Raw genomic sequence first — 26,589 nt, 5'->3', positions numbered from 1 at the left:
GGCACGCCCGCTAATGCGTCACAGACCAACAGCAGAAAAAAACACGTACAGGCCAGTAAGGTTTTGAGCATGTCATGCGTCCTGTGGAGCAGGGCCTTAAGTGGCCACACGATTCCAGAGGACGAACTTAATCGAACGGCAGCGGTACGGCTGTCAGCCACTTCCGAAATTTAAGGGTTGATGCTGGACATTAAACGTTACGGTTTTTCGCTTCGATCCACTGCGACATGTACTGCGTACTTTTGTGCTGGTGATGGCGCAGCATGGCGCCAGTGAAGTTGTTGCGCCGATGGTGCTCAAGTTCGGCGCGACAGGCTTCGATTCGCTCTATCAGCGCAGGGCCGTGTTGGCTTTGCAGGTAGCGCGCAGTGAGGAGGGCTTGCCCGTGCTGCTGAGCTTGATGCCACGCCTGCGAGTTTTGATACAACTGAACAGCGGCCGCCGCAATGGCACTGGCACTTTGCTCAATGGCACCGGCCCACGGCAGGTCGCCGTGCATGCCTTCGGCGCCAACAGGCGTGGTCACGTTCGGTGTGCCGCAGAGCATGGCGTCGGCAATTTTGCCTTTAATGCCCGCGCCAAAGCGCAACGGCGCCATGCAGACCCGAGCATTGCTCATCACGGCCAGCGCATCTTCAGCCCAGTTCAGCACATGAAAGCCTTGTGCCGGGTTGTGCAACGCCGTGGCTTTTGGCGGGGTGTAGGCACCATAGATATGCAGTTGTGCGCCGGGCAGTTGTTGACGAATCAATGGCCAGATATGGGTTTTCATCCACAACACCGCGTCCCAGTTAGGGGCGTGGCGAAAGTTACCGATGCTTAAAAAATGCTGGCGCTGCTCGTAGGGCACGAATGTGTCAGGCACGCGATCCACCATCAGGGGGCACCAGTGCAGCAGCGATTTTGGTACGTGGAACTGCTCAACCAACAAGTCGATTTCGTATTCAGAAATCATTAAGTTCAAATCACTGCGATAAATAGCCGCGATTTCCCGCTGCGCCAGATCGGTGCCAGCCATCTGTTCAAAGGTTTCGCGTGGGGCCGGGGCGAACAGGCTGCTGAAGTCGTCCTGTTCAGCGGTGTGTTTGAGCCGGGCTTTAAGTTGCTGCTGGCGAGCATCGCGCAGGCTTTGCAAGTCAGAAGTTTCCAAGATGCGCAGAGCGTGTGGGCAGTGCTTTTCGACGCGCCAGCCGAACTGCTCTTCCATCATGAAGCGGTCGAATAACACCACGTCCGGGGCCAGTTCACTGATAAAGGTGTCAAAACTGCTGTTATTAAGCTCAATGGTGACTTCATCAATGCCCAGTGAGGCCAAGTCGGCCTTGTGCTCGCCGATGCCAGCAGGGCTGCTGAAGGTGATCTGCCAGCCTTGCTGCAAAAAACTCTCGATGATTTGCATCATGTGCCCACCCGCCGCCGATGAGCGTGGCTCGGGCCACACGTAACCAATGATCAGAACGCGGGTTGGGCGAGGGGACGACATGGGGAGTTCCTTGGGACGTACTAAAAAGGCGGCAATTAAAGCACACACACCTGCACGCCTGACATTGACCTGCTACAACGCACTGCGTAGCCTTGCGCGTTCGAGGTTCTTCGCAACGCGAAGCTAAGAAGGGAACGCGGTATGCCGCGGCTGCCCCCGCAACTGTAAACGGTTCAATTGCCCTGCAATGCCACTGCCCATTCGGCGGGAAGGCGCCGGGCAGGGCTCAGCTTTTAGCTGACGCCCAGGCCGTAAGCCAGGAGACCTGCCTCGTAACAGATTTTTACTTCAACCGGGCGGGGTGATCCGGTGGCGAGATCTCGCGCGCGAATGCCTGCGACAGTCGTCCCGTATGCCCGCCGCTTTGCCAAAGGGCATCCGATGAAAACACTGGCCAAAATCCCCGTCACTATCGTTACCGGCTTTCTCGGTTCGGGCAAAACCACCCTGCTGCGCCACATGCTGGACAACGCACAGGGCCGTCGCATTGCGGTCATCGTCAACGAGTTCGGCGAGCTGGGCATTGACGGCGAGATTCTCAAACAGTGTTCCATCGGCTGCACCGAAGAAGAAGCCAATGGTCGCGTCTATGAGCTGGCCAATGGCTGCTTGTGCTGCACCGTTCAGGAAGAATTCTTCCCGGTGATGCGTGAACTGGTTGCGCGCCGTGGCGATATCGACCACATCCTGATCGAAACCTCGGGTCTGGCCCTGCCAAAGCCGCTGGTTCAAGCGTTCCAGTGGCCAGAAATCCGCAGCGCATGCACTGTAGACGCAGTGATTACAGTGGTCGACAGCCCGGCTGTGGCCGCAGGCACCTTTGCAGCATTCCCGGATCAAGTGGATGCCCAGCGCAAACTTGACCCAAATCTGGATCATGAGTCGCCTCTGCATGAGTTGTTCGCTGATCAACTGTCCAGCGCTGACCTGGTCATTCTGAACAAGGCCGATCTGATCAGCCCTGATGATCTGGCCAAGGTACGTGCCGAAGTGGCCGAAGAGCTGCCGCCTGCGGTGAAAGTTATCGAGGCCAGCAGCGGTCGTTTGCCGCTGGACGTATTGCTGGGCCTGGGTGCCAGTTCTGAAGAACACATCGACAGCCGTCACAGCCACCACGACCATCACCACGATGGCGATGATGACCACGACGATCACGACCATGATGCGTTTGATTCGATTTCCATTGAGCTGCCTGAGGCGCAAGAGCAGCTATTGATGGACGCGTTGACTCAACTGGTGGTCAAGCACGGCATTCTGCGGGTCAAAGGCTTTGCTGCCATCCCGGGTAAACCGATGCGGTTGCTGATTCAAGGTGTGGGCACGCGTTTCGACAAGCACTTTGACCGCGCGTGGCGCGCAGAAGAGCCCCGCACCACGCGTTTGGTGCTGATCGGTCAGGATCTGGATGCGGCGCTGCTTGAGTCCACTCTGCGCACCGCGTTGAGCGCCTAAACCATGCACTTGCTCAGGACCCAGCCCGGTGGCTTTGTATCGGACGACAACATAGCCGACTTAGGCCAAACCCCCGCTGAGCTGGTGATCCTGTGCAGTGGTGATTCAAGCCTGGCACTGCTGGCTGAAGCAGCGCAGCAGTTGCCTGAAGATTATCCAAGCCTGCGTCTGGCCAACCCGATGCAGGTGCAAAACCATGCCTCGGTCGATTTGTATGTCGATCAGGTGTTGCAGCACGCCAAAGTGATTCTGTTGTCGTTGCACGGCGGCATTGGCTATTGGCGTTACGGCATTGAGCGTTTGGTGCAATTGGCAGAGCGCGGCGTGACGTTGATTCTGGTGCCCGGCGATGATCGCCCCGACCCGGAACTCAGCGCGCTGAGCACAGTGCCTGCTGAGCAGGCTGCACGGCTTTGGCATTTTTTGCGCCAAGGCGGGCGACACAATGCACTGCAACTGTATCGCTGTGTCGCGAGCCAATGGTTGGGGCGCGATTACCCGTGGGTTGAACCGCAGACATTGCCACGCACGGCGATTTATCACCCTCAGCACTCAAACCCTTCACTGCGGCACTGGCAAGCCGATTGGCAGGCTGGCCAACCGGTGGCGGCGCTGTTGTTTTATCGCTCGCACTTGCAGGCCGCCAATACTGCTTTTGTGGATGTGTTTTGCCAACGCTTGCAGGCCGCTGGCCTTAATCCACTGCCGATTGCGGTGGCCAGTCTTAAAGAGCCGGGTTGCCTGGCGATGGTTCAGGACGTGCTGGATGAAGTCGACGCCGGGGTCATTCTCAATACCACAGGCTTTGCCCAGTCCAGCCCAGAAGCACCACATTTGCGTCCGTTTCGACGCAATATTCCTGTCATTCAGGCCATTTGCGCCCAAGACAACGAAGCCGGCTGGCGTACGAGTGAGCAAGGCTTGGGGCCGCGAGATCTGGCGATGCACATTGCCTTGCCTGAGCTGGATGGGCGAATCATCAGCCGGCCGATCAGCTTCAAGGATCTGGCCTGGCGCAGTGAACGCAGCCAGTCGGACGTGGTGTGTTATCGCCCGCAACCCGAACGAATGGACTTTGTGGCCGAGCTGGCGCGGCGTTGGGTAGAGCTGGCCCGTGTGCCAAACCCACAAAAACGCATTGCATTGATTTTGGCCAATTACCCAACCCGCGATGGTCGTATTGGTAACGGAGTGGGGCTGGACACCCCAGCCGCCGCGCTGAATATTTTGCAGGCTTTACAGGGGCAAGGTTACCCCGTCGATGGCGAGTTACCTCAAAGCGGCACGGGATTGATTCAAGCGCTGTTGGGTGGTGTAACCAACGACCTTGAAAGCCTTGATTTACGCCCCTGTCAGCAAAGCCTGGCGCTGGATGACTATTGGCTGATGTTTAATCAATTGCCCCAAGCCAACCGTGACGCTGTGATTGAGCGTTGGGGCCTACCTGACGCTGACCCGATGTACCGCAGCGCCCGAATGATGATTGCGGGCCTGCGGTTTGGCCTGACCTTTGTGGGCATTCAGCCAGCACGGGGTTATCAAGTGGATGCCAGTGCGGTTTACCACGACCCGGATCTGGTGCCACCCCACGGGTATCTGGCGTTTTACTTTTGGCTGCGTCACACCTATGGCGCACACGCCCTGGTGCATGTGGGCAAACACGGCAATCTGGAATGGTTGCCTGGCAAAGGCGTGGGTCTGTCAGAGCAGTGCTGGCCTGACGCAATTTTGGGTCCGATGCCTAACGTTTATCCCTTCATCGTTAATGACCCGGGTGAGGGCGCTCAGGCTAAACGCCGGACTCAAGCAGTGATCATCGATCACTTGATGCCGCCGCTGACACGGGCCGAAACCTACGGCCCACTGCGTCATCTGGAGCTGCTGGCTGACGAGTATTACGAAGCACAGTTGCTTGATCCGCGTCGGGCCCGCGAGTTGCAACGCGACATTTTGCAATTGGTGCGTGAGACCCACATTGACCGCGAACTGCAACTCGACGAACAACTCGACAGCGATGCCGATGCGGCCATTTGGCTGCCACGGCTGGACACCTATTTGTGTGACCTCAAAGAGTCGCAAATCCGCGATGGGCTGCACATTTTTGGTGAATCGCCCGCTGGGCGTTTGCGAATCGACACCTTGCTGGCACTGTTGCGCATCCCTCGTGGTGACGGGCGCGGTGCGCAATCCAGTGTGCTGAGGGCGTTGGCCAAAGCCTTTGAGTTGGGTTTTGATCCGCTGGATTGTGCCTTGGCCGAGCCTTGGGTCGGGCCTCAACCTTCGCCCTTGCAGGCGGTGGATACAGCCTTATGGCGCACGGCTGGCGATACGCGCGAGCGTTTGGAGCTGTACGCCGCGCAGCTTATTGAGCAGGCGTTGGCTGGCAACCTGCAGTTGCCCGAGGGTGAGCAGTGGGCTGAGGTTCGGTCTATTTTTACCGCCTTGGTTGAACTTGTCGCGCCGCGTCTGGACGCCTGCGGCCCGGCAGAAATGCAAGGCTTGCTCGATGCGCTGAGCGGGCGGTTTGTACCTGCCGGGCCAAGTGGCGCACCCAGTCGCGGGCGTTTGGATGTATTACCGACCGGGCGCAACTTCTTTTCGGTGGACGTGCGCAACCTGCCGACCACCACGGCCTGGCGTATCGGGTTTCAGTCGGCCTCCCTGATTTTGGAACGCCATTTACAAGACCACGGCGATCACCTGCGCCAATTGGGCTTATCGGTCTGGGGCACGGCGACCATGCGTACCGGCGGCGATGACATTGCTCAGGCAATGGCATTGATGGGGGTACGCCCTGTGTGGGCGACTGGCAGTCAGCGGGTTGATGACTTTGAAATCCTGCCCATCAGTTTGCTCGACCGTCCGCGTGTTGATGTGACCTTGCGAGTTTCAGGGTTCTTTCGCGATGCCTTTGCCAACCTGATTCGCCTGTTCGATGCCGCAGTACAGGCCGTGGCCGCGCTGGACGAGCCCGACGACATGAACCCCTTGGCCGCCAAGGTTCGAAGCGAGCGCGAACAGCTAGAGCAGGAAGGCATGGCGGCCGAACAAGCGGCAAGACAGGCCGGTTGGCGTATTTTTGGTGCTAAACCGGGCGCTTATGGCGCGGGTGTGCAAAGCGCCATTGATGGACGCTTGTGGGAGAGCCGCGATGACTTGGCTCAGGTGTATTTGAACTGGGGCGGTTATGCCTACGGCGCGACGGATGAAGGCACCGCCGCCCGTGATCAGTTCGCTCAGCGCTTGAGTCAGGTGCAGGCGGTGGTGCACAACCAGGACAACCGCGAGCATGACGTGCTCGACTCCAACGACTATTACCAGTTTCAGGGGGGGATGCTTGCGGCCGTCGAAAGCCTGAGTGGCGAAAAGGCCGCCAGCTATCATGGCGATCATAGCCAGCCAGACTTACCGAAAATTCGCACCCTGAAAGAAGAGCTGAATCGGGTTATCCGTTCGCGCGCGGCAAACCCCAAGTGGATCGAGGGGGTCAAGCGCCATGGTTACAAAGGTGCGTTTGAAATGGCTGCAACCCTGGACAACCTGTTTGCCTTTGACGCCACCACTCATTTGATCGACGACCATCAGTACGCCTTGTTGGCGGATGCTTATTTACTGGACCCAGAGACCCGAGCATTTGTTCAACAGCACAACCCCCATGCGCTACGCGATATGACCGAGCGTTTGCTTGAAGCGCAACAACGCGGGTTATGGAGTGAACCGGGTCAATACCGTGAAGCATTGGAAAACCTGCTGCTGGACATAGAGGAAGACGCGTAATGTCAGTAGGCGCTGGCTTGTTCGCGCGGGGATTCGACATACCGCGTTGTATGAATCGTGAGTAAGCTCGCAGCCTACAGCTGCTTTGCATTTTTTAAATTTGTACTTTTGGAACCCAACACATGAATGACGCCCCGCATTTCCCGTTATCGGCGGTAGTTGGCGCAGACGCTTTGAAGCTGGCGCTGTGTTTGACTGCGATTGACCCGAAAATTGGCGGAGTGCTGATCGAGGGGCCGCGCGGCATGGCCAAATCTACGCTGGCTCGCGGCCTGGCGGATGTGCTCGCCAGCGGCCAGTTCGTCACGCTGCCGTTGGGTGCGACCGAAGAGCGACTGGTGGGCACCTTGGACCTGGACGCTGCGCTGGGGCAAGGCAAGGCCCAGTTTTCGCCGGGGGTATTGGCCAAGGCCGATGGCGGCGTGCTGTATGTCGATGAAGTGAATTTGTTGGCCGACCATCTAGTGGACTTGCTGCTGGACGTGGCCGCGAGCGGCACCAACGTGGTGGAGCGCGACGGGATTTCTCATCGCCATGCAGCGCGCTTTGTATTGATTGGCACCATGAACCCAGAGGAAGGGGAGCTACGCCCTCAGTTGCTCGATCGCTTTGGCCTTAACGTGGCCATGAGCGGCCAGCCGCAGCCCCTTGAACGCGCAGAAATTATCCGTCGCCGACTGGATTTTGACGCTGACCCGCAGGGGTTTTGTGCGCACTGGGCGCCAGAGCAAGCGGCTTTGCGTCTTCGTTGCCAGCAGGCCCGTGAATGGTTAAGCCGTATTGCGCTGGATGAGCATTCGTTGGCGCTGATTACTGAGCGTTGTTATGCGGCGGGCGTGGACGGCATGCGCGCCGACTTGGTGTGGCTGCGCGCTGCACGAGCCCATGCAGCATGGCGTGGTGCTACTGCTATCGACCTTGAAGACATTGAGGCCGTCGCTGACTTTGCTTTAAGGCATCGCCGTCGCGAGCAAGCGCCACGGGCTACACCTCCAGAGCCGTCGTCGCCATCTGCTACGGGCAGTGCCGCTCCCAACAGCGGCCAAGGGCAATGGGGGGAACTGCCCGCTCAGCCTCAGGCCGTAGGCGCTCGACGTGAAGTGCCGAACTGGCCAAAAAAGCCTTAGGCATTCGCCCTCGCTCAATGACGGGGGCGGATGCCAAGCCCCAGCCGGGTTTGCTCAATACGGGCAAACAAGGCGCAAGCCGCAGCGCTGGTAGCGGTGCAATCAACTGGATTGAAACCTTGCTTCGCGGCCGCCCGCGCCAGCGCGAGGATGTGGTGTATCGAACACGCAAAAGTGCGGCTCAAACCCTATGGCTGGTGGTGGTTGATGCTTCAGCCTCAACCCGCAGGCATCAGGCGTTGAGCGATGCTAAAGGGCTGTTGGCTCAGGTGTTCGAAGATGCCTATCGTCAGCGAGCACGAGTGGCGGTGATGACAGCCAGCGGTAGCACGCCTGAGTGGCAGGTCAGCGGTGCCAAAGCGTCAAAAGCGCTGGAGCAATGGTTGGCGACGCTGGGTGCAGGGGGCGGCACGCCCTTGCTGGCGGCACTGCAGGAAGCATCCAAGTGGCTCAGTGCTCGTGACAAGCAATGGCCAGAGGAGCAAAAACGCTTTTTGCTGCTCACCGACGGGCGTGTAAAGGAATGGCTTGGGTTGTCGCGAATTGAATGCCCGGGGGTGCTGATCGATATTGAGCGAGGCCCCATTCGCCTTGGCCGGGCTCAGCAACTAGCCTCAGCGCTTGAGGTCGACTACCTGCATATTGATCAGTTGCAGCAGAGCTAAGCTGCAATCAGACGTAGCGTTTGGCGACGGCTACGTCCGATTGCGTAACGCTCAGGCTATTAAGCCGGCATGACCCACGGTTGCAGGGCATAACCTTCGTTGCTCAGCTCGGCGCGGGCTTGGGCCAGCAGGCTTTCGAGTTGAGCCGCATCAGCGCAGGCGCTGCGTGGGATTTGTTTGCGACCAATGTGCGTGCTGGTGCGGTCAATAACGGTCAGGCTGAGTTCGCCGTGGCCATCATGTGCAGCCCAAGCAACGCATTCGAAAGGTTCAAAGGCATGGCCGGCAATCAAAAGTGCTTCGTTGAAACGGAGCGGGGCGTTCATAGGGGGTTCTCTCACATAGGCCCATCAAATGATTAACCGTCGGCTGGGCGTACCGTTCGGTTGGTTACTTGTACTGATGCCCGCACCCCCGGCTTGGGTCACACATAAATGTCATTTTTTTAAAAGTATTTTTATAAAGCTGACGTGAATCAATTTTTTTGCGGCGTAAAAGTGGCATTTCAGATTTATTTAAAAACGCCATCCCTGCGAATGAATAGGTTAATCGTGATTGGTTATTAGTCTTATTAAAAAACGGTACAAGAAACCGTCAAGTTGTTGCTACCGTTACAAGCAGCAACGGCAACTTACTGTTTCTAATACTTTTTTAAAATTTTGACGCCAAGGAACAGTCATGCACGAAATGTCCTTATCCCGACGTTTGTTAGTGGTTGATCCTTGTGATGATTGTCATCAGCTATTGCCAGGGCTTAGAACCATTGGCTGGGACGTGGACAGTTGTGATCTAGAGGCGGTCATTGATCGTTCATGCGATGTGGGCTTGCTTCGGCTCCAGCCTTTTCATCTGGAGCGCCCGGAAGCGGTTAAAGACATGATCAGCCGCAGTGGCACCGAGTGGATTGCCGTTTTGAGCCCTGAGGTCTTGAAGTTAAAGAATGTGGGGGATTTTGTGTGTGAATGGTTTTTCGACTTTCATACGCTGCCCTTTGATGTCTCGCGGGTACAAGTCACCCTCGGGAGGGCGTTTGGTATGGCGCGCCTGCGGGGGCAGGGCCTGGCGCACCATGATGAGTCTGAACACGAACTGCTCGGCGAAAGCCGAACTATTCGCGACCTGCGCAAGCTGTTGAGCAAATTGGCTCCGACCGAATCGCCGGTGTTGATTCGGGGCGAAAGCGGTACAGGCAAAGAGTTGGTTGCGCGAACTCTGCACCGCCAATCTCAGCGTCATGACAAACCTTTTGTCGCGATCAACTGCGGCGCCATACCGGAACATCTGATCCAGTCAGAACTGTTTGGTCACGAAAAGGGGGCGTTTACAGGCGCCCATCAACGCAAGATCGGGCGTATCGAAGCGGCCAATGGCGGCACATTGTTTTTGGACGAAATTGGCGACCTGCCACTGGAATTACAAGCGAACTTGCTGCGCTTTTTGCAGGAAAAGCACATAGAGCGCGTGGGGGGCAGTCAGCCTATTGATGTGGACGTTCGCGTGCTGGCAGCCACACACGTTGATCTTGAAGCGGCGATTATTAACGGGCGTTTTCGCGAAGATTTGTATTACCGGCTTAACGTACTGCAGGTTGTCACTGCGCCATTGCGTGAACGTCATGGCGATTTGGCCATGCTTGCCAATCACTTTTCGCGCTTTTATAGCCTGGAAACGGGCCGCCGCCCTCGTAGTTTCAGTGAAGAGGCGCTGGTTGCTATGGGTAACCATCATTGGCCGGGCAATGTGCGTGAGTTGGCCAACCGAGTGCGACGTGGGTTGGTGCTTGCAGAAGGCCGCCAGATCGAGTCCCGTGACTTGGGTCTTGAAACCCGCCAACCGGCGAGTGTGAGCATGGGGACGCTGGAGGACTACAAAGATCGAGCTGAGCGCCAGGCGTTATGCGATGTGCTACAGCGTCATAGCAACAACCTCAGCGTGGCAGCGCGTGTGTTGGGCGTGTCACGGCCTACTTTTTATCGTTTGCTGCATAAGCACCAAATCCGCTAGGGCGGCGCAAAAAGAAAAGGCCCGCAGCGTTCACCCGCTGCGGGCCTTTTCCATTGTGGCGGCTAGAAGTAGTACGGGAATTTCAGGCTAAAGGTGAAGTCCGGCGCGTCTTCCGTCAAACCAATCGACAGGTTGGGCACGACTGTCAGGTGATCGGTGGCAGCAATGGTCATGCCGACGTTGAAATACCCTGCGTTAGCATCGCTGGTGGTAGCTGACTGCCAGTCACCGCCATCATATTTGATCTTGCTTTTGCGCTGGATCAGATCAGACACCGAGAACGACATACTCATTTTTTCGTTAAGCGCAAAGGCCACGCCCAAGCCTAGCTGGAAGCTGTCGCCAAGCTTGACCTTGCCGGGATTCTTTTGCCCAACCGTTGAGCTGATGTCATCAAATGACTGCTCCATGTTGTAGGTGTACGACAGCGAACCAAATAGCACCGCGGGGTCGAAGGTTTTAACCAGCGAGACGCCGGGGGTGATCGACCACACGCCATTACCGGTCGGCAAACTTTCGGGGTAATTGATGTTGTTGTTATCGGTGGCCTGAACCAGTTTGATCCCGAACGGATCTTTACCCGTGGGCGCTTTGACGCGCACGGAGAAAACCGCATCAGGTGTGTTGGCCGACTCGTCCATAAACTTGTAGGCCACGCCTACGTTGACATCGCCCAAGGTCGGATCACGGGACACATCGGCTTCAGACGCTGCACCGGCATCACCGCCATTGGCACCACCTGACTGATACGTTGATTCGCGGTAGACCACAGGAACGTTGACGTCAAACTGCCAACGGTTGTTGAGGTTGTAACGCGCAGTAAGGTCAAGGGTCCAGTTATCGGCCTTGATACGGTCAAGGTTAAGGTTGCCCAGAAAGATAGAGTCTAGCGCAAGAAAACCATTGAGAGACAACTGGCGCGTGTCATAGCGCGAATAGGTGATGCCGGTTTCTACACTGAACTTTCCGCCCCCAAAGAACCCGCTGGCCTCGTCATAGAGGTTGGTGACACTCTGGGCCGGACTGGAGTCGTCTTTGAGTGATTCCCCATATGAACTGCCCCCGGCACCTCCACTGGATTGGGCCACTGTTTGGCCTTTTCTCAGGTCGGCAGGGGATTTGACCAAACGTTTGGGGGCCGGTGTTGCTGGCTGTTCTTCTACCTGACGGACTCGCTGCTCTAATACGGCGAGGGCTTTTTGCTGTTGATCGTAACGTTGACGCAGTTCCAGTAGTTCTTGTTTTAGTGTCTCTACATCGACATCCGAAGCTGCCTGAAGCAGGGCGGAAGGCAAGAGAGTGCTCATACATACAACTGCGCGAAAGGTAAACGATCGGTGCATGAATTAAGCCGTCCGCAAGTGTCAGTGAATAGTGGATCAGCCTAGTTCAATATCCGGCCGTGCGTAGACCTTTTAGTTGGCTCAAGTTGCAATCGAGCGCACCCGCACTTGGCAGGTTATTACGCAATACCACGTTTAACTGCGTCATGTTGTTGACGGCATTTCCGCCACCTAACAGCGTGGTGTTCTGTAATACCCCACCTTGAGCGATTTGCTGCAAAGAGTTGCCTTGATTGTTGTTGGCGGAAATAGCCAGTTGTACACCACCGCCGTTTGCCGACACACTGACGTTACCTGCGTTATTGGATAGTTTTACTGGGTTATTAGCACTCAATAAGGTGCCTTGCTGATTAACGATCGGTGCTTGGCCTGCTTCGGAGACATTAATATCTACCTGGTTTGAGGCGTTGTTGTTATCGCCTGCTGCACGCACACTTTGCGTGACCCCGTTAATTGTGGTTAACCCGGCCCCACCGATTACAGCGCCCGTTCCCACATTGGGCGTGCCCTGTTTGTTGTCGTTTTTAGAGGCGTAGGTTGAAACATAGAATTGGGGTTTCACCGAACTCTGAACCTGCATTGAGGTGCTGGCGCCAATTGAGTCGCCTTGGGCGTTTGTCCAGGTGCTGCTCATGACGATGCCAAAGCTGATAATTCGCCCCGGCATAACAAAACGTCCGCGCAGTTCAGACAGCTCCTGATCCTTGAGTTCAACGGGCTTGAAAACAGTGGCTGCGTGAGCCGGTAAACACGTTGCCAGGCAAGTTACTGCCAGCCAAAAGTAAGTGTTCATGTGCTTCTCCTGGGACGTCCTGCCCCCTGTTCAGTGTGCGCACCTAAAAGAAATCACTCTGAATAAACCCGAAGTCCAGCAACTCGGCATCTCTAACTGGGCTGAATGTATTGAGCTTGTTTTTGGCCGTGAGTGGTTCGGGGGGGGCACGCAAGGCGTTGGCCTTGTCGTAACCCGGGCCAATGACCGCGAGTATGATGCCGTTCCAACCCTTGATGAAGTCTGCGTGGGTATAGCGTTTATGACCCAAAACAGGATCGCCGATATACACCCAATTGTTGTGAGCCCGTTGCATGACCACAAAGTGTTTGTAGCCGCGGATATCGAGCAGTACCACGACAGGGACATTGATGCTTTCGAGGCTTTCTGGAGGGATTCGATAACCCCGTGCGCGCATGCCGATACTTTCGATATAGCGCTTCATATCGAGCATCGAAAAGCCTTGCGTACGAACCAATTCTTCATCGGCATTAACCAACATGCCTTTAATCACTTGATCTTCACTGACGTCTAGCCAATAGGCTTGGCGCAGTACGGTGGCCAATGCGGCAGCTCCACAACTGAAATCGGTTTTTTGTTCCACCAAATCACTGAAACGCCTTTCACGAATGCTCTGCACCGGTTTGTAAATCAGATTGCCGCCGGGCAGGGCGGCAATGGGCATTTGCGCAGCTTGGCTAATGCCAGCCAAACATAACAAAAGGGCGAGAGTGATCCTGAGCATGAGGGGCGTACCTTGGGTAAAGAAAAGGCCTCTTTGCAGAGGCCTTTCATCCCATCGTGTTACATGCAGACTTTGCAGCCAGCAGCGATGGACAGCGAGTTGCTTTGTTGGTTACCCACACCGGCGGCTACGTTTGCACCAACGTTACCGGACACGCCTTTGATCGAGTCATTGAGGCTGGCGTTGTTGCTAACAGGGGTGTTGTTGCTGTTAGACGAGCCTTGGAACATTGGAGAGTAGGTACTGACGGTACTCAGGAATGACGGACCTGCCTCGTTAGTGACCGTCAGGTTTTTCGAGGTCTGGGTAGCACCGGCACCGGCTGTTGCGACACGGCCATTAGATACAGCAATGGCTAGGTTGTTTTTCTGTTGGTTGAGATCCCCAGCCGCAACGTTTACACCAATGTTGCCCGAGGTGCCTTTAATCGAGTCATTGATCGTTGCACCATTTTGCGTGCCGAAGTTTTGTACTTTGTTCTCGCTACTGGTTTGGCTGGCGCTGGTCAGAGCAAGGGCGGTGCCCATCACAAAGCTTTCATCAGAAGTCGCAATGGCAACGGCATTGTCTTGCTGGTTGCCTGCACCCGCTGCGGAGTTGACACCTACGTTACCGTTGGTGCCTTTGATCGAGTCGTTGACCCCAGCTTTATTCAGTGCGGCTTTATTGGTCACATTGTTTCTGTCACTGACTTGCACGTCTGCTACGACGGCGGTGGCAGCAGCGGTAGGGTCAAGGGTGTAAGCAGGTGGGGTGATGACTGGAGGAGTCTCGACGGGTTTACCCGCATGAGCAGCTACAGCCAAAAGTGCAGTGAGGGCGAAAACCAGAGGTTTGAGAGCCATTGTAGGTTTCATGGTGTTTCTCCGTGCTTCATTAGTTAATTAAGTGTTGGATTTTTTCTAATTGCACTGCGCACTACGCGGGTCAGTCTGCGACCCGTAAATTCAGGGTGTTAGCCATGCGGTTCCCCACCCCTGCACTCTGGTTTAACTGGACCACCCCGCGACTTCCTGTGAAGGCCTGATCGCCGGTAACGACCTGGCGGCTGCCACTGATGGGTGTTCCTGCTTCCGAGTTTGGTAATAACGCCACGGTTTGTTTGGACAAGGCGTTATCGTCAATGCTCTGCGGTACGGCACTGATGCCGATGCGCACAACGTTGACCATTTGGTTGTTGGCCCCGGCCGACTGGTTGATACCCAGCAGGCCATTGCCATGACTGAAAGAGTTACCGCCGATACTGGCCTTGGCATTGACCCCGGGGGCCGCCTGGGCACTGAGATGCTGGGTGATCCCGGCATTGGTTTGCACAGCTGTGCCGATGGCGATGGCCCGGCTGTTGATTTGTTGCTGTTGGTTGCCCGCGGCTTGGTTCACCGTCAGGTTGCCGGTGTAATCCGTGCCAGAGTTATTGATCTGTGCCTGGCTGGTGTCTGCCAGCGCATTGGCAGAGGCAAGTAATGCCAGTATCAACACCGAAGGCTTCATGCTATTGCCCCTTGCCAAAAGAGGTCAGTGGGCGCATGCCTTGCTCAATGCTGCGATTGATCTGCCCGCCAATGTTGTTGGCAACACCGCCACTGCTGCCGCCGGCCCGTCCGTTGGTTAAGCCGGGCATGCCATTGCTGGTATTTACACCGGGCAAGTGGTTGGTGTTGGCGGTAATAGCGCGGCTCACGCCTGCGCCGGTGGTGACGCGGGCAAAGTCGCCATCGCCCAATTCGCTGTTTTGAGTCGCGCTGTTGATTTGAGCACTGGGGTTGGCGCTAACCGTCGTTGGGTTAGGGTCAGGCCGTGGCGCCGGGTTGCCCACTGCAAAGGGCTGAACTTTGCGAATGACCACAATGTCACCGTTGTCAGTGGCTTGAGCGATTGTGCTGACCAGCACAGCGCCAAGGCTGCAAACCATCAGTAGATGGCGGGTGATGTGGCTTCCCCAATGTCCCATGACAGCACTCCTTCCTGTATGCGCCGGCCCTGTTCAGCGCTGCGAAGGTAGAGAGCAGAAGGCATGCCACTTTTAGAATTGTTTTTTAAATCAATAGTTTGTGATGTTTTGACAGGCAGAGCGACTCAAGGCTGTCTCAAGCTTGAGACAGTCGCGCAATGGGTTAGGGTTCTAATGGGTTCAACCCGACAGGGTTTTATCGGTGAAACACCTTGTGTAACAAGAGCGTTACAAATAATAAGCACAGCGCTCAAAGCCGGAGTTTCAAAGGCTTTGCTGGCTTATGAGTGTTTCACAAACGGACACAAACAGCGGTTTGCGGGGTTCAGGTCGCTAGCAAGCACTCAACGGCTTGCAAGGCTTTGGTTTGGCGATCATGCCATTGACCACCAATGGCCAAAAAAGGCAGGTTGTGGCGCTCAAGCCACGTTTTGCTTTGCTCATAAAACTGCTGACGCTCAGCCAGAGAGGGCTGACACCGCTGCCCATCTGGCGTCCACTCCACATCGTCTGGCGATAAGAGCAAGTGCAGGTCGTAATGGCGACTGAGCAGTTGAGCCTCCAGCCAGTCCGGGCAACTGCCAAACAGGGTGTTGCTCCACAAAATATTGCTCAGTAAGTGAGTGTCCAAAATCAGCAGCTCGGGTTGTTTGGCTCGCGCGGCGTCTTCCCACTCAAGCTGCCCTCGGGCGATATCGGGAATGTCAGCCAGGCAAGTGTCCCGTGGGTTTTGTTCTATGAAATAGCGCACGTATTCACCCACCAACAGGCCACCAAACTGTTGCTGCAGTTGCGCAGCCAACCAGCTTTTACCGCTTGATTCGGGCCCTGCCAGCACCACCACCTTCATGTGCGCAACGCCGGATCCAGGCGCCAGTCACGCCAGCCCTGAATCGCAATCACGGTAAACAAGGCATAGAGCCCAGCAGTCAGGTACAGCCCTTTGTAGAGGAACAAACCAACAAAGATCACATCCACCACAAACCACAGCGCCCAGCACTGCAAGCGCTTTTGGGCCATCCACAATTGCGCTACCAGACTGAACCCCGTAAGGGCTGCATCCAGCCAAGGCTGGGCGGCGTCAGTCCAATGGGCCATTGCCGCACCCAAGGCAAGGCTGCCAATAGCGCCAACGGCCAGGCCGCCTGTGATTTGCCGAGCGTTCAATGAAGTCACTTTGCGGCCTTGGTGCTGCGCCCCCGAGCGAGTCCATTGCCACCAGCCGTAAAGTTGCAAAACGGCATACACCACTTGCAGCAACATGTCTGAATACAGCTTCACTTCGAAGAATACCCAGCTGTACAGCAGCACCATCACCAGACCAATCGGCCAGCACCAAGGGTTTTGTTTGACTGTTAACCACACGGCGATGACGCCGAGCGCGGCAGCAAACAGTTCAAGCCCTGACATTGGCATTCCTTGGGGAGAGAGAAGGGCGCAGATTGTAGCCGCTGCCTACGTCAGCAGCTACACGCAATCGCCTGCCACTAAGGCACATGCAGCAGCACGTAATCATTGTTATCAAATCGCCCACTCAGCACCGGTACGGTATTACCCGTGGGTGTGCCCTTTAAGGTGGCGTAATCCTTTTGATCCATGACAACCCAGGCCGGTGCAGGCAGCGCTGCCAGCTCATCTGCGGACTGCGTAAACACAGGGGACAGATCGCGATTGAGATTGACCATAAACTTGATGGCCTTGGCGTCTTTGCCCATGCGGTGCAGCACCACTGACGCAGGTGCGCGATCAATCAGTTGCATGGCATTACGGGTGAAACTGCGGGTGTTATACAGGCTGCGCTCGAGGGGCTCGAACACCATCATGTAACTCCCCCATAACGCAAGCACGGCGCAGGCGGCCAACCCTTGGGCTCGCCAGCGTGTTTTAAACAACAGGCTCAGCGCAATACCTTGCAGGATTGCCAGCGTGATAAAGGCAGAAGGCAATAATGGCACGGGCTGATCAAAGCGATTGTTGGCCACGATTAATCCGACCATCAAGAGGCCGGGCATTATCAGCAACATCCCCTGAATGAAACCGCGCAACAGGGCAAAAACCCGCCCGTCTGTGCCTTGAAACGGATAAGCCGCAACAATGGCGGCCATCGGCAACATAGGCAGCAAGTAACGCGCTTTTTTGGCCTGCGGAATCGACAAGCCGACCATTACGATCAGACCTGCTGCCAGGCAATATTTGACCAGTTGCAGCGCAGGCCCTTGTTGATGTCGCCGTGACAACAAAAGGGCCAACATCACCACAATGGCCAGCGGGTAGGCCAATGCGTAGTTGCCCAGCGAACTTGTGAAGTAGTACAACGTGCCGCTTGCACCTTCGGTGCCGTCAATGCGCCCGGTGACTTGCATGCGAATCACGTCATGCACAAAAGCGTCGCCACCGCTGAGCCAGGCCAGCAGCAACAATACGCCAATACAACCAACCAGCAGCCCCAGCGCTTGCAAGCCCACAGCGATCATTCGGCGCCACTGCCCACTGAGCAGGTAGTAGCTGCACAGCATGCCGGTGGGAATCACCAGCCCGATGGGCCCGCGAATAGCAAAACCCATGACCAGAAGCACCAATAGCCAGCCGTGGCGACGGGGTGCTGCAAAGTGGTCGTGCGCATAAGCCAGATAGAACGTGCCCAAACTGACGGCAGCGAGCATTTGATCCAACGAGACGGCGCGGGTCTCGGTGATGAAGGTCATGCTCAGCAACAATAACGCCACGCTTAGCAGTGCCCACGTAATGGAGTGCGGCGCCACCAGCCGGTACATGAGCATCACGATAAATGCACTGGCTATGGCGGTCGGCAGCCATGCCGTCAGGCTGGTTACTTCACCAAAAGGTAAAGACAGCAGCCATATGAAGAGGGTCGAGGTTGCACTGTAGTCGGCATACGGCTGGCCATAGGTGGTGGGGAAAAAGCTGGGGCCGTGGCGCAGCATTTCTTTGGCGAACAGTACAAAGCGTGAATCAAACCCGATGGCGGCTTGTTGATGTTCGCCCAGAAGAAATAGCAGTAAGGCGAGAGCGCCCAATATCAACGACTGCCTGCGTAGTACCTGTAGAGCACGTTGGGAGGTGGGGGCTGGCATATTGAGTTCCTTGACCCAAAACAGCGCACATAAAAACGCCGCCATTGTTGCCAATGGCGGCGCTGTCAGGTCATCAAACGCTCGCGGCTAACGGGGTTGAGCCTTGGGATACCGGCAAATTGCACGATTCGCCCCGGCCCATAGGAAAGTACTGCAAGCCTGCCCGGGCCAGGCGTTCGCCGTCATACAAGTTGCGCCCGTCAAAAATCACGGCCGACTTCAAACGCTGTTTGATCAAATCAAAATCGGGCGCTTTGAATTGCTGCCATTCGGTACACACGATCAACGCATCGGCGCCGTTGAGTGTCGATTCGGGGGTGCCCATCAAGCTCAGGCGTGTTTCGTCCGCGTACAGACGCTGGGTTTCTTGCATGGCTTCGGGGTCGAATGCGCGTACTTCAGCGCCAGCGGCCCACAAGGCCTCCATCAAGACGCGGCTCGGTGCATCACGCATGTCATCGGTGTTGGGTTTGAATGCCAAGCCCCACAAGGCAAAGGTTTTGCCTTTAAGCTCACCTTTGTAAAAGGCACTGATGCGGTCAAACAGTTTGTGCTTTTGGCGCTCGTTGATGGCCTCTACCGCTTGCAGCAAATCGCTGGAGCAATTGACTTGCTGGGCGCTGTGGATCAGCGCGCGCATGTCTTTGGGGAAGCACGAACCGCCATAGCCGCAGCCGGGGTAGATGAAGTGATAACCAATGCGGGTATCGGCGCCGATGCCCAAGCGCACGGCTTCGATATCAGCCCCCAAATGTTCGGCCAGTTCGGCAATCTGGTTGATGAAGCTGATTTTGGTCGCCAGCATGCAGTTGGCTGCGTACTTGGTCAGTTCGGCGCTGCGCAGATCCATGTTGATGATGCGGTCATGGTTGCGGTTAAACGGCGCGTACAGGTCGCGCATTACCTCGCGCACTTCCTCACGCTCGCAGCCAATGATGATTCTGTCCGGGCGACGGCAATCGGTGACGGCCGAGCCTTCTTTCAGAAACTCAGGGTTGGACACCACGTCGAACTGCAACGAGCGGCCACTTTTGCTGAGTGATGCGTTGATATGCGCAGTCAAGGCATCCCCGGTGCCGACCGGCACGGTGGATTTTTCGACCAGAATCAGCGGCTCTTCACGATGACGGGCGACGGCATCACCTACCGCAAACACGGCGCTCAAATCCGCTGAGCCGTCTTCGCTGGGAGGGGTGCCTACGGCAATAAACAGCACTTGGCCATGTTCAACTGCGAGCTTTTCGTCGCTGGTAAAACGCAGGCGCTTACTGTCGAGGTTGTCGCGCACAAGGTTTGAAAGCCCCGGCTCAAAAATACTGACGTGCCCTTGTTGCAACAGCTCAACCTTCTTTTGGTCGATGTCCATGCAGATCACATCGTGGCCAACTTCCGCCAATACCGTCGCCTGCACCAGGCCTACATAACCACTACCAAATACACTGATTTTCATGCGCAGTTCCTGGAACTTGGGGTACGTCGAGAGTTGATCGTAAGCACCCCCAGAATGACCAAGGTCACGCCAAGGGTTTTCGAAAGCGTGAAGCTTTCATTGAACATCGGCAGGCTCGCGGCCAGCAGGTACACCAAGGCGTAACTGATGCTCAGCAGCGAATAAGCCCGGCCCAGTGGCAAGTCGCGCAAGGCCAGCAACCAGCACAGCATTGACAACGCGTAAGCCATGATCGCGGCCAACACCATGCCAAGCGCCGCCAGCGAAACATCGCCCTGGCTGATCGCGGCCAACCATTGAGCAGGCTCTGGCAAGCGCGTCATGCTCCAGCGCATGCCCAATTGGGCGCCGCTGACCAGCAACACGCTGCCCGTAGCAAACACAAATCCACGTCGCAGGCTCATGCTTGCTGACCCAGCAAAACGACGCCGCCGATCACTAAACCCACGCCCAACCAGTGGCGCAGGTCGATGGCTTCTTTGAACAGATAGCGCGCCACCAGTGTGATCAACACAAAGTTCAAGCTGAGCATCGGGTAAGCAATGCCCACTTCAAGCCGTTGCAGCACCAATAGCCACACCAGCAAACCCAGGCCAAGGCACAGCAATGCCAGCCATAACCAAGGTGAACGCAGCTTGTGGGCGATGCCAAAGTCTGAGCCGCGCCAGCCTTCGACGGCGTACTTTTGGGCGATTTGCCCGGCGCAGGTCAGCAGGCACGCCAGTAGTAACAAGGTGAGGGTCATGGGGCGCTCTGCGGGAAAATCAGAATCACCATGTTGCCTTCTTCATAGCGTTGACCGTCCTTGGGCAGTAAGTCCATTTCATGGGCTTCATCGCTGTCCTTCACCCGCATCACAACGCCCACAGGCCCTTGTCGACGCGCATTGGCCATCCACTGCTCGATTTCATTCAAGCCAAGGCTTTTGCCTTTGGCATCGGCGTAAGTCAGGCCGTATTTCACTTCGCCTTGTGTGTTGTACAACGTGACGTCTGGACGGCGCAGGCGCCAGGCTAACGCAGACGCGGCCCCCAGATCGTTACTGAGTAATGCCTTGGCTTGCGACAGCTCCTTGGCATGCTCAAGCACAAATTGGTCGGGCATTTTGTTGTAAACCACACTGTTGGGCATGCTGGCGGGCAGCAGCAGTACCAGCACACCCATTGCCAAGGCTGGGGCCGCCCACATTGTTAGGGGCTTGGACAACACCAAGACACTGCTGATGATCCACGTCAGTAGCACCACGACCAGCAGCGCCAAGTGCTGCGGTTCGTTGTCATAAAACGGTTTTTTGAACTGGAAGAAAATCACGGCCACTAACGCAGCACTACCCAGCAGCAAATTGACCCAGCCATTGAGGCGCAAGGCGCCGGTTTTGCCTTGCTCCACACGCTGTATCAGCGCATGCCCCAACAACAGGGCCAGCGGCAACAAGCACGGCATGATGTAAGTCGGCAATTTACCTTTGCTCAGGCTGAACAAGCCCAGCGGCAGCAGCAACCACAGCAGCACGAAAACAACCCGGGCATGGTGCTTGTTTTTCCAGGCGTCTTTGAAAGCCACCGGCAACAGTGCCGCCCAAGGCAAGCTGGACACCACCATCAGCGGCAGATAGAACCACCAAGGCCGACCGTGCTGTGCATCATCCCCGGCGAAGCGGCGGATATGTTCGTGCCAAAAGAAGAACCGCCAATAGTCAGGCTCTTGTGCGTGTACCGCCAACACCCACGGCAACGACACAATCGCAGCCACCAGCATGGCGACCAGCCCGTATTTGACCAGCTCGACAAAGCGTTTTTGCCAAATCATGTAGGGCAGGGCGATCAGCACCGGCAACAACAGGGCCAAAAAGCCTTTGGTCATAAAGCCCATGCCACAGGCAAAGCCCAGCGCGGCCCAGCTCATCAGTCGCTGGCGAGGCGTGCTGCTGTCAACAGCAAACCACAAAGCCACCATGCTCAAGTTGACCCACAGGGTGAATTGCGGGTCGAGGTTGGAGTACCCCGCTTGACCAGCGATCAAGCCAAAGGTCATGTACACCAGCGCGCAGGCGAAACTCTTGCGCGGGTCGTTCCACAATCGACGAGCAACAGCGTAGGCCAGCCACACACTGAGCCCCGTGGCAATGGCCGAGGCGATCCGTACGCCAAACAGGTTTTCACCAAAAATGGCCTGACCGATTGCGATCATCCAATAGCCGGCAATCGGCTTTTCGAAGTAGCGCAGGTCCATGAAGTGAGGCGTAATCCAGTTACCGTCGATCAATATTTGCTGACCGATTTGCGCGTAACGCGTTTCGTCCGGAATCCACAGCCCGTGGGTGCCCAGCGGTAACAGATAAAACCCGATGAAGGCTAAAACCAGCAGCGGTATTGCCCAGCGCTGTGTCATGGTTTTTGCACTCCTAGCCAACCTTCACGGCCTTGCAACACGCCACGGCTCAGTTGCCCGGCAGGCAGTGACCCAAGATCGCCGGGGAGTAAGTCGCGCAAGGGTTGAAAGTCGATGTTGCGGCTGCGGGCCTTTGCCAGCAGCTGTCGGAAATCGTTAGCCATTAGAATCCCTTCTACCTCTGCATGGAGGGTGTACACGTTCAGCTTGTGTGGGCTGAAACGATCAAGAATGTAGGCGTTGAAGTCCGCAGCGTTGAGCTGCGGCCCCACCACTTCATCGAACGTGGGCAAGTCCACTGGAATTTGCGGCGCGCCCAAGCTGCCATCCGCCAACCGTGGCCGAAACAGACTGTGCCCGCGGCAATCACTGTTGTAACGAAAGCCAAAGGTTTCTTTGGCTTGAACCACACGTTCGTCTGCACGCCAGCCTGCGGCTGCCGAGCACTCGACGGCCTGTCCGGTGATGTCGCTTAACGTGTCGACACCTTTGCGGATCTGCTCGATCAGTTGGGCCTGGCTCCAGCGCGCGGTGTTGGCCTGCCAGCCATGGTGATCCCAAGCATGCAAGCCCACCTCGTGGCCTGCGGCAAGGGTTTGGCGCATCAAGTGCCCCAAGTCCTTGCCAATCGGCTTGCCCGGCCAGGCAGTACCCGCCAGCAAAATATCCCAGCCGTATAAGCTGGCTGCCTTGGAACGCATCATCTTCCAGAAAAACTGAGGCTTGATCAGCCGCCATAAATGGCGGCCCATGTTGTCTGGCCCCACGCTGAAAAAGAACGTGGCTTTGACTTGAGCTTCGTCCAGCATTTCGAGCAGTCGAGGCACCCCTTCACGGGTGCCACGGTAGGTGTCGACGTCAATGCGCAGTCCTGCTTGCATCAGCGTTTTTCCGCGATTTCAACCATGGCTTCACGCAGGAAGAAGTCCAGTGTTTTACCGATGGTTTCACTCAGCTCAGTGGTTGGCGTCCAGTCGATCAGACGGCGGGCGTTCTCAACGCTTGGTTTGCGGTGGCTAACGTCTTGATACCCGGCGCCATAGAACGACTGGCTTTCAACGTCGCGAAAGCCCGCAAACGGTGGGAAGTTGTCACGCAGTGGGTGCGCCTCGAATTGACGCAGCAGTTCTTCACCCAGCTGGCGAATGCTGGCTTCGTTGTCCGGGTTGCCGATGTTGATGATCTGGCCATCACACTTTCCACCGCGGTTTTCAATGATGCGGGCCAACGCTTCAATGCCATCGGCCACATCTGTGAAACAGCGCTTTTGCTCGCCGCCATCAACCAAGCGAATCGGAGTGCCTTCCACCAAATGCAGAATCAGCTGAGTGATGGCTCGTGAGCTGCCCACCCGTGCTGAGTCCAGACGGTCAAGGCGTGGGCCCATCCAGTTGAACGGACGGAACAGGGTGAACTTCAAGCCCTTCTGACCGTAGGCCCAGATCACGCGGTCCAGCAGTTGTTTGGACACTGAATAGATCCAGCGTTGCTTGTTGATCGGGCCAACCACCAGATTGGAAGTGTCTTCGTCGAAGTTCTTGTCCTGGCACATGCCATACACTTCGGAGGTCGACGGGAAAATCACGCGCTTGTTGTACTTGACGCAGTAGCGCACCAGCTTGAGGTTTTCTTCGAAGTCCAGCTCAAATACGCGCAACGGGTTGCGGGTGTATTCAATTGGTGTGGCGATGGCCACCAGCGGCAGTACCACATCGCATTTTTTGATGTGGTATTCGATCCACTCGGTGTGGATGCTGATGTCGCCTTCCACAAAGTGGAAGTTGGGGTGGCTGCGCAGACGGTCGATGGCGTCGCTGCCAATGTCCAGCCCATAGACTTCGTAGCGGTCGTCTTGCAGCAAGCGCTCGGACAGGTGATTACCAATAAAGCCGTTAACGCCCAAAATCAGTACGCGGGTACGACGTGCTGCACGCCCGGACTCACTGCCCCGCAGCCGCGAGCCTTCAACCAGCCCCAGTTCGCGGGCCAGTTGCGGGCCGCTCAGGTACAGACCGTTGTCATTGCGCTGGCCGGCAGTGATCACCAGCGAGTCTTGCCCACACGCGATGCGCAACGGATCACAGCTGATGACATGGCCCGGTGCATGGCCTTCATTGCCTGCGACCACTTCGGCGGCCCATACGATGAGTTTGTGTTCGCCAACAGCACAGAAGGCGCCAGGGTAAGGCTGGGTGACAGCACGCACCAAGTTAAACAGTTCTTCAGCCGGGCGGGCCCATTGCAGCAAACCGTCTGCTGCGGTGCGGCGGCCAACGTAAGTGGCTTTGGATTCGTCCTGCGGGGTTTCCTTGAGCTTGCCTTCAGGCAGCAGCGGCAAGGTTTCGGCGAGTAATTTGGCAGCCGATTCACGCAACTTGGCGTGCAGGCTCAACGCGGTGTCTGAGCGTTCAATGCTGATGCGTTGTTGAGCCACGATGTCGCCCGCATCGGCGCGTTTGACCATGCGGTGCAGGGTGACGCCGGTTTCGGTTTCGCCGTTGACCAGCACCCAGTTTGCCGGGGCGCGGCCACGGTAGCGTGGCAACAACGAGCCGTGCAGGTTGTAAGCACCTTTGCTGACACTGGCCAGCAGTTCTTCGCCCAGCAGGTGACGGTAGTAGAACGAGAAGAGGTAGTCCGCGTTCAGCTTGCGAATGCGTTCAATCCACAAAGGGTGGTTGGCATCTTCGGGGGCATGAACAGGGATGCCTTTACGGGCGCACAGTTGAGCCACAGAACCGTAAAAGTTGTTTTCTTTGGGGTCGTCAGCATGGGTGAACACAGCAGCAATGTCATAACCTGCATTGAGCAAGGCTTCGATGCCTGTGCAGCCAATATCGTGATAGGCGAAAACGACGGCTTTCAAACTCATGATTGGACCTGTGTCGAAGTAGAAGAGGGAGTGTGAGTTGCAAAAGAGGGAGTTTTTACTGGCTCGGCGCGAATGATTTTTTCAATAAAGAAGCGTGGCCGTGCTCGAACATCGCTGTACATGCGGCCAAGGTATTCGCCCAATAGGCCCATGCCGATGAATTGGCCGCCGGTAAATACAAACAGCACTGCGAACAACACAAACGTACCGTCGCCCGCCCAAGTAGCACCGAATATCAGACGCAACACGATCAGCAGGATGGCGAACACCCCGCCCAATAACGCCATGCTGAAACCAATAATGCTCAGCAAGCGCAGCGGTGTAGTGGTCATGCACGTCACCAGATCAAACATCAGGTTGATCAGGCGCATGGGGCTGTACTTGGAGTCACCGTGTTCGCGTTCGGCATGCTCGACCAGCACTTCGGTGGTGTGACGGGCAAAACTGTTGGCCAAAATAGGGATAAAAGTGCTGCGCTCGCGGCAGGCCAGCATGGCGTCGACAATGGTGCGTCGGTAGGCACGCAGCATGCAGCCGTAATCACTCATGGCCACGCCGGTTGAGCGCTGAACCGCAAGGTTGATCAAGCGTGATGGCCAGCGGCGCCAGGCAGAGTCCTGACGGTTATTGCGTACGGTGCCCACCACGTCGTAGCCCAGCGCGGCTTGTGCCACCAGCCTGGGGATTTCTTCTGGCGGGTTTTGCAAGTCGGCGTCCAGAGTGATGACCACGTCGCCCTTGGAGTGCTCAAAGCCCGCCATGATCGCGGCGTGTTGGCCGTAGTTGCGATTGAGAATGACGGCAACCACGGCGCTGCCTTCTCGCTCTGCCGCGTCTTGCAGGATTTGCGCGGAGTCATCACGGCTGCCGTCATCCACTAAAACGATTTCATAGGGCTGCGTCAGCTGAGCACAAGCCGCTTCGGTGCGGCGTAATAACTCGGGCAAACTCTCTTGTTCGTTGTAGACCGGAATGACGATCGACACACACTGGATAGGGTAGGGTTTCAAAGTATTCGTTCCAGTCAGTTCAATGGCACAAGACGACACGTCTAAAGTTGGCACACACACAGGCACGCTCCAGCCCCATGTGCGGAACCAGTAAAGCCTATTCCAGACAAAGGTAAAGTCACTAAATTCAGTTATCTGTCTGATTTTCTTGCAAACGCTGATGGCTTTTCATTTAAGCGATGGCGCATACGTTAAACGCACATTTGTGAAAAGCCTATGAAAGTTAGATCAACAACCTGTGTTTTGTCATGGCTAGACAGGTGCTATTCAGGAATGCTTTTGCGGCATCAGAGCATTTACGGCTCAACGAGTTTTTTTCTTACATGGGAATATTTTCACGTTGAGTTATACCGCTTAAACGGTTTTAGCGATTTTGACAGCAATTAATAAACGTTTTTAAAGAATTTAAAAGCAGTAAAACCAACAGCATTAATCTGCGGATATGTGATGCA

At 56.3% G+C, this 26,589-nt stretch carries 23 protein-coding genes and 1 riboswitch; of the genes, 5 read left to right on the top strand and 18 right to left on the bottom strand.

The genetic code is table 11. The annotated features are described in order from the left end of the window. Positions 1-190: 190 nt before the first annotated feature. Positions 191-1,483 (bottom strand): glycosyltransferase, encoded by a 1,293-nt coding sequence (locus ACZRJQ_RS17095; protein ID WP_463979502.1) that lies wholly within the window; start codon positions 1,481-1,483, stop codon positions 191-193. A gap of 86 nt (positions 1,484-1,569) precedes the next feature. Then, positions 1,570-1,770, top strand: a riboswitch (cobalamin riboswitch). A gap of 94 nt (positions 1,771-1,864) precedes the next feature. On the opposite strand from ACZRJQ_RS17095, the gene cobW reads away from it, so the two are divergent. The 4 genes from cobW (at position 1,865) to ACZRJQ_RS17075 (ending at position 8,504) form a co-directional block, all read left to right on the top strand. Then, a complete protein-coding gene (gene cobW / locus ACZRJQ_RS17090; protein ID WP_463979519.1) occupies positions 1,865-2,935 on the top strand; it encodes a cobalamin biosynthesis protein CobW in 1,071 nt (356 codons plus the stop codon). A 3-nt stretch (positions 2,936-2,938) separates the two neighbouring features. After that, complete coding sequence (cobN, locus tag ACZRJQ_RS17085; RefSeq protein WP_463979501.1) at positions 2,939-6,712, top strand: cobaltochelatase subunit CobN; 3,774 nt, start codon at positions 2,939-2,941, stop codon at positions 6,710-6,712. A gap of 122 nt (positions 6,713-6,834) precedes the next feature. After that, positions 6,835-7,839, top strand: a complete 1,005-nt coding sequence (locus tag ACZRJQ_RS17080; RefSeq protein WP_463979500.1) for an ATP-binding protein — start codon at positions 6,835-6,837, stop codon at positions 7,837-7,839. Positions 7,840-7,856: 17 nt separating this feature from the next. After that, positions 7,857-8,504, top strand: coding sequence for a vWA domain-containing protein (locus tag ACZRJQ_RS17075; protein WP_463979499.1), 648 nt, complete (start codon positions 7,857-7,859; stop codon positions 8,502-8,504). A gap of 59 nt (positions 8,505-8,563) precedes the next feature. Here the strand turns inward: ACZRJQ_RS17075 and ACZRJQ_RS17070 are convergent, their stop codons facing one another. Further along, entirely contained in the window at positions 8,564-8,830 is a 267-nt protein-coding gene (locus tag ACZRJQ_RS17070; RefSeq protein ID WP_463979498.1) for a hypothetical protein, read from the bottom strand. Positions 8,831-9,182: 352 nt separating this feature from the next. Between ACZRJQ_RS17070 and ACZRJQ_RS17065 the strand changes: the two genes are divergently transcribed. Next, complete coding sequence (locus ACZRJQ_RS17065; protein ID WP_463979497.1) at positions 9,183-10,508, top strand: sigma-54 dependent transcriptional regulator; 1,326 nt, start codon at positions 9,183-9,185, stop codon at positions 10,506-10,508. A 62-nt stretch (positions 10,509-10,570) separates the two neighbouring features. On the opposite strand, the gene ACZRJQ_RS17060 is transcribed toward ACZRJQ_RS17065, so the two are convergent. From ACZRJQ_RS17060 to arnC, 16 genes are all read right to left on the bottom strand, one after another. After that, entirely contained in the window at positions 10,571-11,851 is a 1,281-nt protein-coding gene (locus ACZRJQ_RS17060; protein ID WP_463979496.1) for a hypothetical protein, read from the bottom strand. A 46-nt stretch (positions 11,852-11,897) separates the two neighbouring features. After that, a complete protein-coding gene (locus ACZRJQ_RS17055; RefSeq protein WP_463979495.1) occupies positions 11,898-12,644 on the bottom strand; it encodes a hypothetical protein in 747 nt (248 codons plus the stop codon). A gap of 43 nt (positions 12,645-12,687) precedes the next feature. Beyond that, entirely contained in the window at positions 12,688-13,368 is a 681-nt protein-coding gene (locus tag ACZRJQ_RS17050; protein WP_463979494.1) for a C39 family peptidase, read from the bottom strand. Positions 13,369-13,427: 59 nt separating this feature from the next. Further along, positions 13,428-14,225, bottom strand: coding sequence for a heme utilization protein (locus ACZRJQ_RS17045; RefSeq protein WP_463979493.1), 798 nt, complete (start codon positions 14,223-14,225; stop codon positions 13,428-13,430). Positions 14,226-14,295: 70 nt separating this feature from the next. After that, positions 14,296-14,859, bottom strand: coding sequence for an adhesin (locus ACZRJQ_RS17040; RefSeq protein ID WP_463979492.1), 564 nt, complete (start codon positions 14,857-14,859; stop codon positions 14,296-14,298). Position 14,860: 1 nt separating this feature from the next. After that, complete coding sequence (locus tag ACZRJQ_RS17035) at positions 14,861-15,319, bottom strand: hypothetical protein (protein ID WP_463979491.1); 459 nt, start codon at positions 15,317-15,319, stop codon at positions 14,861-14,863. 325 nt (positions 15,320-15,644) lie between these two features. Then, entirely contained in the window at positions 15,645-16,169 is a 525-nt protein-coding gene (locus ACZRJQ_RS17030) for an AAA family ATPase (protein ID WP_463979490.1), read from the bottom strand. Beyond that, on the bottom strand, positions 16,166-16,729 hold the full coding sequence (pnuC, locus tag ACZRJQ_RS17025; protein ID WP_463979489.1) for a nicotinamide riboside transporter PnuC: 564 nt from the start codon (positions 16,727-16,729) through the stop codon (positions 16,166-16,168). The genes ACZRJQ_RS17030 and pnuC overlap by 4 nt, the downstream gene beginning before the upstream one ends. 77 nt (positions 16,730-16,806) lie before the next feature. After that, on the bottom strand, positions 16,807-18,414 hold the full coding sequence (locus ACZRJQ_RS17020) for an ArnT family glycosyltransferase (protein ID WP_463979488.1): 1,608 nt from the start codon (positions 18,412-18,414) through the stop codon (positions 16,807-16,809). Between the two features lie 73 nt (positions 18,415-18,487). Continuing rightward, complete coding sequence (locus ACZRJQ_RS17015; protein WP_463979487.1) at positions 18,488-19,864, bottom strand: UDP-glucose dehydrogenase family protein; 1,377 nt, start codon at positions 19,862-19,864, stop codon at positions 18,488-18,490. Continuing rightward, positions 19,861-20,268, bottom strand: coding sequence for a 4-amino-4-deoxy-L-arabinose-phosphoundecaprenol flippase subunit ArnF (arnF, locus tag ACZRJQ_RS17010; RefSeq protein WP_463979486.1), 408 nt, complete (start codon positions 20,266-20,268; stop codon positions 19,861-19,863). Before arnF ends, ACZRJQ_RS17015 begins: the two co-directional genes overlap by 4 nt. Continuing rightward, positions 20,265-20,609 (bottom strand): 4-amino-4-deoxy-L-arabinose-phosphoundecaprenol flippase subunit ArnE, encoded by a 345-nt coding sequence (gene arnE / locus ACZRJQ_RS17005; protein ID WP_463979485.1) that lies wholly within the window; start codon positions 20,607-20,609, stop codon positions 20,265-20,267. Before arnE ends, arnF begins: the two co-directional genes overlap by 4 nt. Then, a complete protein-coding gene (gene arnT / locus ACZRJQ_RS17000; RefSeq protein WP_463979484.1) occupies positions 20,606-22,255 on the bottom strand; it encodes a lipid IV(A) 4-amino-4-deoxy-L-arabinosyltransferase in 1,650 nt (549 codons plus the stop codon). Before arnT ends, arnE begins: the two co-directional genes overlap by 4 nt. Continuing rightward, positions 22,252-23,136, bottom strand: coding sequence for a 4-deoxy-4-formamido-L-arabinose-phosphoundecaprenol deformylase (gene arnD / locus ACZRJQ_RS16995; RefSeq protein WP_463979483.1), 885 nt, complete (start codon positions 23,134-23,136; stop codon positions 22,252-22,254). The genes arnT and arnD overlap by 4 nt, the downstream gene beginning before the upstream one ends. Then, a complete protein-coding gene (gene arnA, locus ACZRJQ_RS16990; RefSeq protein WP_463979482.1) occupies positions 23,136-25,127 on the bottom strand; it encodes a bifunctional UDP-4-amino-4-deoxy-L-arabinose formyltransferase/UDP-glucuronic acid oxidase ArnA in 1,992 nt (663 codons plus the stop codon). Before arnA ends, arnD begins: the two co-directional genes overlap by 1 nt. Beyond that, positions 25,124-26,137, bottom strand: coding sequence for an undecaprenyl-phosphate 4-deoxy-4-formamido-L-arabinose transferase (arnC, locus tag ACZRJQ_RS16985; protein ID WP_463979481.1), 1,014 nt, complete (start codon positions 26,135-26,137; stop codon positions 25,124-25,126). Before arnC ends, arnA begins: the two co-directional genes overlap by 4 nt. Positions 26,138-26,589: the final 452 nt, after the last annotated feature.

Source organism: Pseudomonas sp. E315 (assembly GCF_055406205.1).
Note: the sequence above shows the minus strand (reverse complement) of the source record. Positions and strands in the feature narration are given on the sequence as shown.